At 33.7% G+C, this 14841-nt stretch carries 14 protein-coding genes; 1 reads left to right on the forward strand and 13 read right to left on the reverse strand.

Annotated elements, in window-relative coordinates:
- The 8 genes from ABY285_RS00710 to ABY285_RS00745 form a co-directional block, all read right to left on the reverse strand.
- Window positions 1–398, reverse strand: a 398-nt coding sequence (locus ABY285_RS00710) for a WbqC family protein (RefSeq protein ID WP_372765977.1), incomplete at its 3' end; no start/stop codon positions are given.
- Window positions 399–402: 4 nt separating this feature from the next.
- On the reverse strand, window positions 403–1941 hold the full coding sequence (lepB, locus tag ABY285_RS00715; protein ID WP_372765979.1) for a signal peptidase I: 1539 nt from the start codon (window positions 1939–1941) through the stop codon (window positions 403–405).
- Between the two features lie 18 nt (window positions 1942–1959).
- Window positions 1960–2664: a 4-hydroxy-tetrahydrodipicolinate reductase gene (gene dapB / locus ABY285_RS00720; protein ID WP_372765982.1), complete on the reverse strand. Its 705-nt coding sequence runs from the start codon at window positions 2662–2664 to the stop codon at window positions 1960–1962.
- A gap of 2 nt (window positions 2665–2666) precedes the next feature.
- The gene (locus ABY285_RS00725; RefSeq protein WP_372765984.1) at window positions 2667–3245 is read right to left on the reverse strand and encodes a DUF5683 domain-containing protein; all 579 of its coding nucleotides are present in this window, start codon (window positions 3243–3245) and stop codon (window positions 2667–2669) included.
- A complete protein-coding gene (locus tag ABY285_RS00730) occupies window positions 3246–4139 on the reverse strand; it encodes a ParB/RepB/Spo0J family partition protein (RefSeq protein WP_372765986.1) in 894 nt (297 codons plus the stop codon).
- Entirely contained in the window at window positions 4123–4905 is a 783-nt protein-coding gene (locus ABY285_RS00735; protein ID WP_372765988.1) for a ParA family protein, read from the reverse strand. The genes ABY285_RS00730 and ABY285_RS00735 overlap by 17 nt, the downstream gene beginning before the upstream one ends.
- Window positions 4906–5027: 122 nt before the next feature.
- The gene (locus tag ABY285_RS00740; protein WP_372765990.1) at window positions 5028–6485 is read right to left on the reverse strand and encodes an aminoacyl-histidine dipeptidase; all 1458 of its coding nucleotides are present in this window, start codon (window positions 6483–6485) and stop codon (window positions 5028–5030) included.
- Window positions 6486–6504: 19 nt separating this feature from the next.
- Window positions 6505–7137 (reverse strand): NAD(P)H-dependent oxidoreductase, encoded by a 633-nt coding sequence (locus tag ABY285_RS00745; RefSeq protein WP_372765993.1) that lies wholly within the window; start codon window positions 7135–7137, stop codon window positions 6505–6507.
- 118 nt (window positions 7138–7255) lie between these two features.
- Here ABY285_RS00745 and ABY285_RS00750 point away from each other — a divergent pair, with 118 nt between their 5' ends.
- A complete protein-coding gene (locus tag ABY285_RS00750) occupies window positions 7256–8527 on the forward strand; it encodes a DUF2851 family protein (RefSeq protein WP_372765995.1) in 1272 nt (423 codons plus the stop codon).
- On the opposite strand, the gene ABY285_RS00755 is transcribed toward ABY285_RS00750, so the two are convergent.
- From ABY285_RS00755 to ABY285_RS00775, 5 genes are all read right to left on the reverse strand, one after another.
- Entirely contained in the window at window positions 8528–10177 is a 1650-nt protein-coding gene (locus ABY285_RS00755; RefSeq protein WP_372765997.1) for a M28 family metallopeptidase, read from the reverse strand.
- A 136-nt stretch (window positions 10178–10313) separates the two neighbouring features.
- Entirely contained in the window at window positions 10314–11075 is a 762-nt protein-coding gene (locus tag ABY285_RS00760; RefSeq protein WP_372765999.1) for an MBL fold metallo-hydrolase, read from the reverse strand.
- 150 nt (window positions 11076–11225) lie between these two features.
- On the reverse strand, window positions 11226–11633 hold the full coding sequence (locus tag ABY285_RS00765; RefSeq protein ID WP_372766001.1) for a hypothetical protein: 408 nt from the start codon (window positions 11631–11633) through the stop codon (window positions 11226–11228).
- Between the two features lie 157 nt (window positions 11634–11790).
- On the reverse strand, window positions 11791–13584 hold the full coding sequence (locus tag ABY285_RS00770) for an acyl-CoA dehydrogenase family protein (protein WP_372766003.1): 1794 nt from the start codon (window positions 13582–13584) through the stop codon (window positions 11791–11793).
- Window positions 13585–13641: 57 nt separating this feature from the next.
- The gene (locus tag ABY285_RS00775) at window positions 13642–14826 is read right to left on the reverse strand and encodes an acetyl-CoA C-acyltransferase (RefSeq protein WP_372766005.1); all 1185 of its coding nucleotides are present in this window, start codon (window positions 14824–14826) and stop codon (window positions 13642–13644) included.
- Between the last annotated feature and the right edge of the window lie 15 nt (window positions 14827–14841).

A 14841-nucleotide genomic window follows, 5' to 3' on the forward strand; every position in this document is an offset into this window, starting at 1 on the left:
GGAATTTCAAACTGAATGGCATCCATAATAATCTCGTGCGCCAATAGATTTAAATCCAGCAAAAATGTTTTCTTCTTTTCAAAAACCGGTAACAAATCATCGATATAAAATTCGTAAAAAGGTGATGAGCTATAAGCTGTTTTCAAGGTTTTTAAATGTTGCTTATGCCAATCATCTTTATAATCAATTTTTATCTCTTTCGTTTTTTGTTTAATTTCTTTGGCATGCTGAACAGGTACATTTAGCAAATGTTTCCCTTGGGAGGTATAAATATAACATCGGTTTCTAAAGGTTTGTTTTTGAAAATTATCTTCTGTTTCAAAAATAATTTCATCAGCATTTGCAACCGCAACATATTGCAGTATTGGTGAAAAATAGGTTGGGTGCAATAAAATCATAAATTTATTCGGCTTTATTGCGCTTTCTGAAAAAGCTAAAAGCATACCATAAAGCAAGAGCGCCTAAGAAATAATACAAGTACGAAACAGGTTTTCCGCTTCCGTGAACAGTGGTGAAAACACGTTCCCATCTAATTTTATTGGCAATTCCTTCCCCGTTAGTATCCCAGCTAAACCAAATAAACACAGGTTTTCCAACTACATGGTCAAAAGGAACATAACCCCAATAACGGGCATCTTCAGAATTATGTCTGTTATCGCCCATCATCCAATAATAATCTTGTTTAAATGTATAAGAGGTTGCCAGTTTTCCGTTTATGAAAATTTCATTTCCACTTGTTGTTAAATTATTGTTTTCATACACTTCAATAATTCGCTTGTAAAAAGGCAACGACTTGGCGTTTAATTCAACTGTTTTTCCAGCTTCAGGAATGTAAATTGGACCATAATTATCTATTGACCAAGGATATTGCTCATTATGTGGGAATATACCTGATTCATAATTCCCTTCGGGTGCAATTTGCTTTGTAATACTTTTAATTAATGGGTTGTTTTTGAGTTTACTAGCATTTTCATCGGTTAGGTTCAAAATGTAATAATCACCAAAAAAACCACCTTCCGTAACATTGTATCTTTTTAATAAAGCCGCAGAAAGTTGTTGTCCGTCAGTTATGACTTTATGCTTGTATTGAGGAAGAGCTCTATCCGGAAGCACTGTTCTTTCTCCATTGATATAAATATACCCTTCTTTTATTTCCAAGGAATCTCCTGGGATACCAACACATCTTTTTACATAATTCGATTTTTTATCAATAGGTTTGTCAACGTGAATTTTGGATATGTCTCTAAAAAAGCGAACAGAATCAACCGGCCAGTTAAAAACGACAATTTCGTTGCGTTTAATTTTTTCAAAACCCGGTAACCTGAAATATGGTAAATGAGGAATATTTAAATATGATTTTGCTTTTATCAATGGCAATGAATCATGAACCATCGGTGCAGCTATAACAGTCATTGGTGTTCTGGCACCATAATGAAATTTACTTACAAATAAGAAATCCCCCACCAATAAAGATTTTTCCAAAGAGGAAGTTGGGATGGTATAAGGCTGCATAAAATAAGTGTGTACAATTGTTGCTGCAACAATGGCAAAAACAATGGAACTTACCCATTCTCCCAATTCGGTCCTTGATTTTAAACTTCTGTCTTCAACATAGTTAACATCGGCAATATAATTTAAATAATAAATGTAAAAACCAAGTGTTAAAACTGCCAAAACTGAATCTATAGTTTTGTATTTTCCAAAACTTTTTACGGTTTCAACCCAAATTACGGGGAACATCAATAAATTGATAATTGGAATAAATAATAAAATGATCCACCAAATTGGCCTTTTTAATATTTTAAATAGCACAATGGCATTATATACCGGGATTAGTGCTTCCCATGATTTTCTACCTGCTTTTATGTATAATTTCCATGTTCCTGCAAAATGAATTACTTGAACAATCAAGAAAAATATAAACCATTGTATCATTGTCATAATTAATAATTTTTAATATTATTTAAGGCCTAAAACGTCTTTCATGGTAAAAACACCAGTTTTTCCAACAAGCCATTCTGCAGCAATAACTGCTCCTAAAGCAAAACCATCCCTGTTGTGTGCGGTATGTTTAATGTCTATCGTGTCTACTTCCGACTTATATTCAACTGTATGTGTTCCCGGCACCTCGTCTATACGTTTTGCTATTATTGGTATTTCAGTTTTCTTGTTTGTTACACCCAAAGCCCAACTTTCTTTATAAGAATTTTCAATAATTCCTTCAGCCAATGTAATTGCCGTACCGCTTGGCGTATCCAATTTTTTGGTGTGGTGAATTTCTTCTACAGAAATGGTGTATTGATCTAAACGATGCATCATTTTTGCCAAATAGGTATTTAATTCAAAAAATAAATTTACACCTAAGCTAAAATTTGAAGCGTAAATAAAAGCACTGTTTTTTTGTTTGCAAAGCACTGTTGCTTCGGGTAATTTTTCTAACCAGCCCGTTGTGCCGCTAATTACGGGGACGTGATTGTTTAAACAGGTTGAGATATTTTTGAAAGCCGCTGCGGGAATGCTGAAATCTATTGCCACATCCGCAATAGTAATATCATAATACAGACTGTTTTCATCAATTTTTAAAACAATTTCATGGCCTCTTTGCAGCGCAACTTGTTCAATTGTTTTACCCATTTTACCATAACCCAATAAAGCTATTTTCATATTTAGAATTTAAAATTGACTGATGCTCCAACAATTGCTTTTTTGTTGGTTTCATCAAAAATTATTTGGGGAGAAACAGATAAATCACTGTCTACATTGAGTTGAAGCAAATGAGCATTGACACTTGCTTCCACAATTTGTAAAACATATAAACCAACCGTAACAAGAAGCGATAAATCCCTGTCTTTTTTATACGATTTTTGAGCTGAAATTAAGGCGTCTTTTGTTAAAAATATATTCCCGTTTAATCCATCAAATTCATCTGGTTTTTCGTTGATTCTTAATTTGTAAGCTGTTCTTGCTCTGTTAAAGTTACTGTTGTTTGTATGATAGAAATAAATGCCGGAACCCATTGCTGCCCAAACAATCGGAATTTTCCAGTATTTTTTGTTGAATGCTTGTCCAAGTCCCGGTAAAACAGCGGAATAAAATGCCGCTTTTGCAGGGGAAAGTGGCTTAAAATTGTCAGTGGAAGCACTTATTGTATCTTTAATTTTTACGTTGGAAATTTTTTGTGCATAGCTGTTGAATACCGTTAAGGCGGTAATAATTAAATAGATAAATAAATTTTTTTTAAGCACTTATTCCAGTAATTTTTTAATTCGGTTAAAATCTTCTTCCGAATGAAACGGAATGCTGATTTTGCCTTTATCTTTTCCAGATAATTTTACGTCAATTTTATGTCCAAAGTAATTGCTGAAAGTATTTAATCCGGCGCTTACAAATGAAGGAAGTTTAGCTTCTTGAACCTGTTTTTTAGGTTTTGAGACAATTCCTTCTTTTAAATCTTTAACAAATTGTTCGGTTTGCCGAACGGATAATTTTTGTTGAATTATTTTTTCGTAAATGCTTAATTGGTCTTCGGTATTTTCAACATTTATTAACGCCCTGCCATGTCCCATCGATAAAAATCCGTCGCGCATACCAGTTTGAATTATTGGATCCAATTTTAGCAATCGCAAATAATTGCTGATGGTAGAGCGTTTTTTTCCTACACGTTTGCTCATTTCTTCTTGGGTCAAATCAATTTCATCAATCAATCTTTGGTAGGAGAGGGCAACTTCTATTGGGTCTAAATCTTTACGTTGTATATTTTCAACCAATGCCATTTCAAGCATTTCCTGGTCGTTGGCAAGTCTTATATAGGCTGGAATTGTTGTATTGCCAATTAATTTTGAAGCCCTGAACCTTCTTTCTCCCGATACCAATTGAAATTTATTTCCTTCTAATTTTCTTATGGTAATGGGTTGAATTACGCCCAATTCTTTTATAGAGCTTCCCAATTCGCGCAACGATTCTTCGTTAAAATAACTTCTTGGCTGAAAGGGGTTTACTTCAATTAATGCTAAATCAATTTCCAGAATACTGCCAACAAGTTTATCCGCATTTTTGTCGTCTGCGGAGGTAATGTCTGAATTGTTCAATAAGGCAGATAATCCTCTTCCTAATGCTTGTTTTTTAATTGCTTTTGCCATCCTTGCTATGCAGTTTTAATATTTCGTTCGCTAAGTTAATATAATTTACAGCACCGGTGCTAGTTGCGTCATAAGCGATAATGCTTTCGCCATAACTTGGTGCTTCGCTTAAGCGAACGTTTCTTTGAATAATGGTTTTGAAAACCATATTTTGGAAATGTTTTTTAACTTCTTCCACCACTTGGTTTGAAAGCCGTAAACGGGAATCATACATTGTCAATAATAACCCTTCAATATCCAAAGTGGTATTGTGTATTTTTTGAACGCTTTTTATGGTATTCAATAATTTACCCAAACCTTCCAAAGCAAAATATTCACATTGAATTGGGATGATTACCGAATCGGCTGCAACAAGAGAATTTAAAGTAATTAAACCAAGTGAAGGCGCACAATCAATTAAAATATAATCGTAATCATCTTTTATATCTTTCAGGGCTTCCTTCAGCATATACTCTCGTTTTGGTTTATCAACTAATTCAATTTCTATAGCCACTAAATCTATATGGGCCGGGATGATATCAACATTTGGTGAATTTGAAGGGACTATAGCCTCTTTTGCTGAAATTGAATGTTCTAACAATTGATACGTTCCAAGTTCAATTTCCTCTATTGAAATACCAAGCCCAGATGAAGCATTTGCTTGCGGGTCGGCATCAATTAATAACACTTTTTTTTCTAAAATCCCCAAAGCAGCGGCTAAGTTAATAGTGGTTGTAGTTTTGCCAACACCACCCTTTTGATTGGCGATTGCAATAATTTTTCCCATATAAGAATGTCGAATTATTTTAAGCAGTAAAAATACAATTATTTATGGTTTTTGAAAGTTTATATTGTTAACAAAGATATAAAAAAGCAAAAGGGGTTGAAATTATCAACCCCCTTTGCTTTTTATTTTTTAAGCGGAATATTTTCCAAAATTGTCAGTAAAAATTGCCAGAATTTTTGAGAAGATTTAATGTTCGCTTTTTCATCGGGCGAATGTGCGCCTTGTATGGTTGGGCCAAATGAAATCATATCCATATCTGGATAATTGGTTCCTAAAATACCACATTCCAAGCCGGCATGACATGCTACAACGTTGGCTTTTTTATTAAAAAGTTTCTCGTAGGTTTCGGTTAAAGTCTTTAAAATTGGTGAGGTTACATTTGGTTTCCATCCTGGGTAAGAACCTGATAATGTAACGGTATATCCTGCCATTTCAAAGGTAGCTCTCAGTGCGTTTGCCAAATCAAATTTTGATGATTCAACGGAAGATCTTGTTAAACACAAGATTTTCACACTTTCATCCTTAACAATTACACGGGCAACATTATTAGAAGTCTCTACCAAATCTTCCATATCATTACTCATTCTGTAAACACCATTATGTGCAGCATAAATAGCATTGAGCAAGGTATTCTGGCTTATGGTTGTCATCACTCTTTCGGGTTTGGCCACTTCAGAAATTTTAATTTCTAAATTAGGGTCAACAGCTGATTGTTCAGCTTTAATTTCTTTTACAATTTTATTTACTTTTTTAATAAAAGCATCTTTTCTAACGTTGGCAACTGAAATGGTTGCAAAACTTTCTCTTGGAATGGCATTGCGCAAACTTCCGCCATTAATTTCCGAAATCCTTATAAAATCTTTTGTTTCGTATAATAAACGGTTCATTATTTTATTGGCATTTCCCAATCCTTTATGGATGTCCATTCCTGAGTGACCTCCTTTTAAGCCAGTAACTGAAATTGAAAATCCGCCACTGTTTACAGGGGCGCCAACTTCATTATAAGTATTTTCAGCAGTGACATCAATGCCTCCGGCACATCCAATATCAATTTCATCATCATCTTCAGTGTCTAAATTTAACAATATTTCACCATTTAAATAATTTGCCTGTAGGCCCATAGCTCCAGTCATTCCGGTTTCTTCATCAATAGTGAACAAAGCTTCAATTGCAGAATGTTTAATGGTTTTTGAAGCTAAAACGCTCATAATTGCGGCAACTCCCATACCATTATCTGCACCCAACGTTGTTCCATCAGCACGAACCCAATCTCCATCAACAATCATTTTAATTCCGTCTGTATCAAAATTAAAGCTGGTATTTGAATTTTTTTGGTGCACCATATCTAAGTGCGATTGCAATACAACTGTTTTGCGATTTTCCATGCCTTTTGAAGCCGGTTTTTTGATAATCACATTTCCAACAGGATCAACTATAGTGTCTAGGTTTAATTTTTTTCCAAAATCGACCATAAATTGTATTACTTTTTCTTCTTTTTTAGAACCCCTTGGGACCGCATTTAAATCGGCAAAATTATTCCAAAGTTCAGTAGGTTCAAGAGCTCTTATATCTTTTGTCATTTTCTTGTTGTTTGAGTTTTTATGATATTTCTAATATGGTTTCACTTAAAGGTTTTCTAACTTTTTTCATGGCGCTCATAATGTCGTCATCAGCTCTAAAACCAACAGGCATCAATAATACGGATTTTAAATTTTGTGACGGTAAATTTAACAATTCATCAATTTTTTCAGGCATAAACCCTTCCATCGGACAATTGTCAATTTTTTCAACAGCGCAAACAGTCATTAAATTTCCCAACGCAATATAAGTTTGATATGTTGCCGATAATTGCTTTTCTTTCAAAGTTTTGTTTTTGTACATATCAACAAGTTGATTTCTAAAATTAGAAATTACGGCTTCTGAAGTTCCTCTAATTTCCTTTTCCATATCAAAATAAGCATTAACATCCTCGATTGTGGTGTCATTTTCAATGCATAAGACCAATAGGTGAGAAGCATCAGCAACCTGACGTTGAAAATAACAATATTTCACAAATTTTTCTTGAAGATCTTTATCTTCAATAACAATCATTTTTATAGGTTGTAACCCAAATGAAGTTGGAGTTAGGTTAAAAGCTTTTTTTAGCGTTTCAATTTGGGGTATTGTTAGTTTTTTTGAAGGATCAAATTTTTTGGTGGCATATCTCCATTCTAAACTATTGATAATGTTCATTTATTTAATTTTTTCAGCAACAAAAATAATATAAAAAATACCGAAAACAGGTAACTTTCGGATTCAATTTTTTTTAACTAAAAGAAATTGTATACTTTTAAGTTGTTATTGAATTGCTATGAAAGAAAATTTACTTCATTTTGTGTGGAAACTTAAATTGTTTTCGGTCAATCATTTAAAATCCACCAATGCTGAAATTATTGAAATTATTTCAGCAGGAACTGAAAATCTGAATTCTGGTCCCGATTTTCTAAATGCCAAATTAAAGATTAACAATCAGCTTTGGGCAGGGAATGTTGAAATTCATTTAAATTCATCTGATTGGTATGCGCACAATCACGAAAGTGATGAGAATTATGATTCAGTGATTTTGCATGTGGTTTGGGAACATTCTGTTGATATTTTCAGAAAAACGAATCATCCCATCGCTACTTTAGAACTTAAAAATTATATTTCGAAGGATTTATTAAACAATTATCAGCAACTTTTCATCAAAAATAAAAACTGGATCAATTGTGAAAAAGACATTGCTGGCATTGATTCTTTTATTTTTAATAATTGGCTTGAAAGGCTTTATGTTGAAAGACTGGAAATAAAGTCTGAACAAATTCAAAATATGGTCGCAAAATTAAATAACAATTGGGAAGCCGCATTGTTTGTTTTATTGACAAAGAATTTTGGTTTGAAAATAAATTCGGAGGCGTTCATGAATTTTGCAAATTCTTTTGATTTTTCTATTGCCAGAAAAGTCTCCAATAATTTAGAACAATTGGAAGCTTTATTTTTCGGTCAAGCCGGATTGCTTTCAAATGATTATGAATCGGAATATTATAAAAAAATAAAAAAGGAATACAATTATTTAAGGGTGAAATTTCAGCTTACACCCATCTCAAATATGCAAATTCAGTTTTTTAGGTTGCGCCCAAATAATTTTCCAACAATTCGGTTGTCTCAATTGGCAAAGGTTTATCACCGACATCAAAATTTATTTTCTAAAATTATTGAAACAGATAATATTCTAGAATTTTACGAATTGTTTGATGAAGCAACATCAGCTTATTGGGAAACGCATTATACTTTTGAAACCACATCAAAAAAAAGCATAAAAAAACTCACAAAACCATTTATTGATTTGTTGCTGATAAACACCATTATTCCTTTGAAATTTTTGTATTTAAAAAGTTTGGGAACAAATGAAATAAGTTCGGCACTTACCATTATCGCCAACATAAAACCGGAAAAAAATGTGATTATTTCAAAATTCAACGAACTTAATATTAAAAGCAACACAGCTTTTGAAACACAGGCACTGCTTCAGCTAAAAAACGATTATTGCAACAAACAACGGTGTTTGAATTGTGCTATTGGCAAAGAATTGATAAAAGGTTAACTATTTTATCATAGACTTTTCGCGAATGGCTTTAAATTCAGAATTTTCATTCCACTTTGGATAAGTGGTTTCATTTGCTAATTTGTATCCGATATTAAAGAAAAGCTTGGCATCTTCAACACATCCAGACAAATCAGCCGTATTTGGGTTATATTCATCTGTAGGTTTGTGATACGTATTTGCCCAATAATTATTAATTTGTTCTTTTGCCCATTCTTTTCCATGTTCTCGGCTGTCTTGCCAACCCTTGATAAATAAAGACGGAATTCCTGCCTGCGCAAAGCTAAAATGATCGGATCTGAAATACATGCCGTTTTCTGGGAAAGGCTCGTTAGCAATATAACGATCTTGCTCTTTTGCAGCTTGTTCAACATAAGAATCTAATTCCGATTGTCCGAAACCGGTTATCGTAACATCTTTCATTTTACCGATTGGCAATAGTAATTCGTAATTTAAGTTTGCAATTGTTTTTTCAGGAGGGAACAGGCCATTTTGCGCATAATATTTTGAACCAATCATTCCGGTTTCTTCAGCCGTAACTGCAATAAAAACAATAGAACGTTCTGGCTTTATTTTTAATTTAGAAAATGCTTTTGCAGTTTCTAACATAGCACCTAATGCAGTGCCATTATCAATAGCGCCATTATATATTGAATCTCCATTTTGAACCGGCCCAATACCAAAATGATCCCAATGGGCACTATAAACAATACATTCATCAGGGCGTTTTGTGCCTTTAATGACACCAACAACATTTTTGCTGTTTGCAAATTTCAATTGTGTTTTAATAATCAAATTCAAATTACAATTTAAGCTTAAAGCGTTAAAATCTTTTGCTTCTGCTTTTTTGGATAGCGCGTCAAAATCAAGTCCGGATTTTTCGAATAGCTTTTTAGCTGCAATATCAGTTATCCAGCCTTCAAGTGCACATTTTTGAGCATTTCCATCCTTAGTTTGGATAGATATCCCAGAGGCAGAAGTGTTTGTAAGCACTTTCCATCCATAACCTGCTGGTTTATTTGAATGTATTACCAATACGCCTTTTGCTCCTTGTCTGGCGGCTTCTTCATATTTATAGGACCATCTGCCGTAATAAGTCATGGCGTTGCCTTTAAACAACTTTTTGTTTTGTGTTGCATAACCAGGGTCGTTAACCAATACCAAAACAATTTTATCTTTTACATCAATATTTTTATAATCGTCCCAGTCATATTCCGGAGCCACAATTCCGAATCCTGCAAAAATAATTTCAGCATTTTTTATTTCAACGGAATCTTTAATATGTGGAGTTTTAGCAATATAATCTTTTGTATTCTCTAATATGAGTTCACCATCTTTAGTATTTATGATGATACTTTTATCAGGATTGTAATTTAATTCAACAGAAGGAACGTCTTGAAAATAATTTCCATCAAAGCCACTTTCAATACCCATTTTTTTGAATTCATTTGCAATATAAAGTGTTGTTTTGTCTTCGCCAATTGTAAAGGGTTTTCTGCCTTGGAATTCATCAGAAGATAACTTGATCAAATGTTTTTCTAAATCAGTGGCATTAATTGAGTTTTCAGCTTCTAAAGCTTGATCTTTATTTGAGCAACTGATAACGGTTAAAATAATTGAGCAACTTATTAATTTTGATAAAAAGTTCATTAAAAAAGTTTTTTATACAAATAAATTTGTGAATGAATATATATCAAATGTAATAAAAAACTACGACTTAGATAGCTATTTTAATACAGGATTATTATGCTTAAATGCTATTTCTAGGCAAGATTTGTCAATAAAATTAGTTGCTGGGATACCAATTTCTTAATCGGACTTCAATGTTTTTATTTTTTGTATTTACCAATTTCTTAAAAGCTTCTGTATCACTAAATCCATCTTGTCCTCTATAATGAAAAGGATATACAATTTTTGGCTGAAATTCTAAAACAGCATCAGCAGCCTGATTGATATCCATCGTGTATGGCAAATTCATACAAACAAAAGCGATGTCAATATTTTGGAGCTTTCTCATTTCCTGTACGTCCTCTGTATCACCTGATATATAAACTTGTTTGTTGTCAATGGTTAAAAGATATCCGTTTCCCCTGCCTTTTGGGTGTTTGGAACTAGGTTCCTCAGGTAAATTATACATTGGAATTGCAGTTATGAAAAAACCCAACCGGTGAACTCCTTGTCTGTTTTGAAGGATTACAATTTCAGACCCATATTTTTTAGGCAATTTATGCGCAACTTCTTCAGGAAGAATAAAAATGGCTTTCGAAGTATCAATGGAATCCAATGTTTTTTGATCCAAATGATCTCCATGAATATCAGTAATTAAAATGATGTCAGGCGCATTTATTCCTTTGTACAATTTTGCACCTCCATACGGATCTACATAAATGGTTTTATTGTTATATGTTAACACCAGACTGCTATGTAAAATGGGTTGAATTTGTAAGATGCCGTTTTTTGTTTTGATGATGTCAATAGCTGGTTTTTGTGCCCAACTAACGCAAGAAATAAGCAATGAAATTGAAATTAGAATTGGTTTTATCTGCATGAAATTAAGTTATAAATTACAGGTTTTCAAATATACATGATAATTTATGCACGTTCAAAACCATAAAATGTTAAAATATAGAATTGCTAAAGTTTAGTTCTTAAAGAGGTAATAGCGAAAATTGTTCCATAAGTATATTTCCGGCAGGTTTTATTTTTTATAAAAATCCTTAACCCAAGCCGAAATTTGATTCTCAGTCATTGAATCTGCATCAAAAACCCCGACAAGTTTTCCAATAAGGTTTAAATCGTTTTTAATTTCCTTTTCAAAAATGGTTTTCATGATTGATGGCCCAAATAGCACAACAGCATCACAATTTTCAATTTCATTCGATAATATTTTAAGAAACTGTTTGGTTTGCTCCATTTTTTTATTCTCCGAATTTTTTTCATAAGTCATATACTGCCCTCCAAATCTTCCATATTTTTTTGATTCTCCAGGTGTTCTCACTTTTGTGTCAATATGAGATTCAATTTTCTTGACGGCTTGATCGCCGTTTGATAGATTAATAACTACAGCTTGGTGCGTGTCTATCCAAATTCCAATGTTATTTTTCATAATTATTGCATTAATAATGAAACAGTTGGGGTAGTGTGATTTGTTGAATTCTAATATAAATTTACAAAAAAAAGCTTATTTTAAACGATTTACAAAAAAAAAAGCTGCAACATTTTTGTTGCAGCTTTTAACTGGTATTTTGTTAAATGATTGAGTTCTAAAAGCAATATTTGTTTTCGGCAATTAGTTTTTCGGCAATTACGTTTCGCAATGCAATCGGATTTGGATTATTAACGTATTTGGTAAAACGTTTTAGACCCATAAGCATCACGCGTTGTTCATCACCTTCAGAAAAGTATAAAATTGCTTCTTTACCAAAGTTGTTTATTTTATCAATAGCATTGTACAAGTTTAATTTCGCTAATGCGATTTGAACTTCCGCTTCTTTTTCAGAAGTTAATTTTACGACTTTTTCTGCTTTCAATATCGCTGATTCTGCCATATAAATTTCAATCATTACTTCAGCAGCGGCCAAAATCAACTGTTGGTGATTGTCTAAATCCATTCCATATTTTTGTACTGCTTTCCCGGAAATCATTAAAAAGGATTTTTTTAATCGGGCAATCATTTCTTTTTCTTCTGAAAATAAAACAGAAAAGTCAGGAGTTTCAAACGATGGAATTCCCATTAAACTATTGCCAACTTCCATTGCGGGAGTCATCAAATCGATTTCACCTTTCATCGCTTTTTTAAGCAACATTCCAACAGTTAACAATCGGTTAATTTCATTTGTTCCTTCATAAATTCTGGTTATACGAGCATCTCGCCAAGCACTTTCCATTGGGGTATCTTTAGAGAATCCCATTCCACCGAAAATTTGAATGCCTTCATCCGAAACAAATTGTGAAACTTCAGAACCAAATACTTTTAGAATTGCACATTCAATGGCAAATTCACTAAAAGCCGTTAATTCTGCTTCTTCGTGTGATTTTCCATTTTCTAAGTGAGTAGCGATAGTGTTTTCAATATCTTTTGCAGCCCTGTAACTTCCTGCATCTAATGCAAAAGTTTTAGCACACATTTCAGCATATTTTTTCTGAATAGCACCAAAACTTGAGATAGGAACTTTGAACTGGAAACGTTCATTTCCATATTTCACGGATTCCGTAATAATTCTACGACTGGCATCTGTACAGGCTGAGCCTAATTTTATTCGACCTACATTTAAAGAATTTAAAGCAATATTAAATCCTTTTCCTCTTTCTGATAAAATGTTTTCAACAGGAATAAGAGTGTCTGTAAAAAACACCTGACGTGTTGAGGATGATGTAATTCCAAGTTTATTTTCTTCTTCTCCAAGGGCAACACCGTTAGGGTTATTTTTATCAAACTCCAAAATGAATGCCGTGATATTCTTATCATTTTCTATACGGCCGAAAACAATAAAAATTTCAGCAAAACCTGCGTTGGAAATCCACATTTTTTGTCCGTTAATTTTATAGTGTTTTCCGTCGGCAGTTAATTGGGCTGTTGTTTTTCCAGAATTGGCATCACTACCGGCTCCTGGTTCAGTTAGGCAATATGCCCCAAATTTTTCGCCTGAAGTTAAAAAAGGTAAATATTTTTGTTTTTGTGCTTCTGTTCCATATAAATAGATTGGCATGGTTCCAATTCCTGTATGCGCTCCAAAAGCTGTTGCCAAGGATCCTGTTGCCGATGAGATGTAGTCGGTAACCAACATGGTTGAAACAAATCCCATCCCAATTCCTCCATATTCTTCAGGTATGGAAACGCCTAAAAACCCCATTTCTCCAGCTTTACGCATTACTTCTTCAGTGAATGCATAATCTTTCTTTTCAAATCGTTCTCTATGCGGCCATACTTCGCGGTCTATAAATTCAATAACCGCATCCTTCATCATTTTTTGTTCTTCGTTGAACTCTTCTGATACAAAAATATCCTCCGATTTAATTTCTTTGATTAAAAATTCGCCTCCTTTTGTTGTTTTCATTTTTAAATTGATGTTTAAGTTTTGTTAATTGGCTCTTACTAAAAAAGCCAGAATGTTTTATTTTAATAATTCATAAATTCCCGCTGCGCCTTGTCCTGCTCCAACGCACATGGTCACGATGCCATATTTACTCTTTCTTCTGCGCATTTCATTGAATAACTGCACAGAAAGTTTAGCTCCTGTACAACCAAGAGGATGCCCTAAAGCTATAGCGCCACCATTCACATTTACAATTTCTTGATTGATGTTGAGCTCACGCATTACTGCTAAAGATTGGGAAGCAAACGCCTCATTCAGTTCAATTAAATCAATATCTTTTAACGATAAATTTGCTTGTTTCAATGCTTTCGGTATCGCTTTTACAGGCCCAATTCCCATAATACGCGGTTCAACACCTGCGGCGGCAAAAGAAACCATTCGAGCTATAGGTTCTATATTAAGTTCCTTCACCATTTCTTCACTCATCACCAATAAAAATGCTGCGCCATCACTCATTTGTGATGAATTTCCTGCAGTTACGCTTCCATCCGCGGCAAAAACCGGACGTAATTTCGATAATGCTTCAACTGTAGTCCCTTTACGAGGACCTTCATCAGATGTAACAGTGTAATTTTTAGTTTGTTTTTTGCTGTTTTCATCTAAGAAAATATTTTCGACAGTGATTGGAACAATATCATCAATAAATTTACCTTCAGCTTGAGCTTTTAAAGCTTTCATATGAGAGTTAAAAGAAAATTCATCTTGGTCTTCACGAGAAACTTTGAATTGTTTTGCCACGGCTTCCGCAGTTAAACCCATTCCCCAATAATAATCTTCGTGACCTTCTTTTGAAATTTTATAATTGGGAGTCGGACGATAACCGCCCATTGGAATGTAACTCATACTTTCTACACCGCCTGCAATGATACACTCGGCCATTCCTGATTGTATTTTAGCTACGGCAATACTAACAGTTTCTAAACCTGAGGCGCAATAACGATTTACGGTCATTCCTGGAACATCATCAATTTTTAATCCCATTAATGAAATTAAACGTCCAATATTCAAGCCTTGTTCTGCTTCTGGCATGGCGTTTCCTACCATGACATCATCTATTCTGTGTTTATCCAGTTGCGGAAAATCTTTCAATAAATGTTCGATAGTTTCAGCGGCGAGCTCATCAGGCCGTTTAAACCTGAAAACACCTTTTGGTGCTTTTCCCACTGCCGTTCTATATCCTTGTACTATATATGCTGTTTTCATTTTTTTTTAAGTTTT

It is taken from the genome of Lutibacter sp. (assembly GCF_041555395.1).
Taxonomy (GTDB): domain Bacteria; phylum Bacteroidota; class Bacteroidia; order Flavobacteriales; family Flavobacteriaceae; genus Lutibacter.

Excerpts from the sequence above, each read along its gene's own strand:
- lepB (WP_372765979.1), bottom strand. The coding sequence starts at position 1,941 with ATGACAATGATACAATGGTTTATATTTTTCTTGATTGTTCAAGTAATT.
- dapB (WP_372765982.1), bottom strand. The coding sequence starts at position 2,664 with ATGAAAATAGCTTTATTGGGTTATGGTAAAATGGGTAAAACAATTGAA.
- ABY285_RS00730 (WP_372765986.1), bottom strand. The coding sequence starts at position 4,139 with ATGGCAAAAGCAATTAAAAAACAAGCATTAGGAAGAGGATTATCTGCC.
- ABY285_RS00735 (WP_372765988.1), bottom strand. The coding sequence starts at position 4,905 with ATGGGAAAAATTATTGCAATCGCCAATCAAAAGGGTGGTGTTGGCAAA.
- ABY285_RS00740 (WP_372765990.1), bottom strand. The coding sequence starts at position 6,485 with ATGACAAAAGATATAAGAGCTCTTGAACCTACTGAACTTTGGAATAAT.
- ABY285_RS00745 (WP_372765993.1), bottom strand. The coding sequence starts at position 7,137 with ATGAACATTATCAATAGTTTAGAATGGAGATATGCCACCAAAAAATTT.
- ABY285_RS00750 (WP_372765995.1), top strand. The coding sequence starts at position 7,256 with ATGAAAGAAAATTTACTTCATTTTGTGTGGAAACTTAAATTGTTTTCG.
- ABY285_RS00755 (WP_372765997.1), bottom strand. The coding sequence starts at position 10,177 with ATGAACTTTTTATCAAAATTAATAAGTTGCTCAATTATTTTAACCGTT.
- ABY285_RS00760 (WP_372765999.1), bottom strand. The coding sequence starts at position 11,075 with ATGCAGATAAAACCAATTCTAATTTCAATTTCATTGCTTATTTCTTGC.
- ABY285_RS00765 (WP_372766001.1), bottom strand. The coding sequence starts at position 11,633 with ATGAAAAATAACATTGGAATTTGGATAGACACGCACCAAGCTGTAGTT.
- ABY285_RS00770 (WP_372766003.1), bottom strand. The coding sequence starts at position 13,584 with ATGAAAACAACAAAAGGAGGCGAATTTTTAATCAAAGAAATTAAATCG.
- ABY285_RS00775 (WP_372766005.1), bottom strand. The coding sequence starts at position 14,826 with ATGAAAACAGCATATATAGTACAAGGATATAGAACGGCAGTGGGAAAA.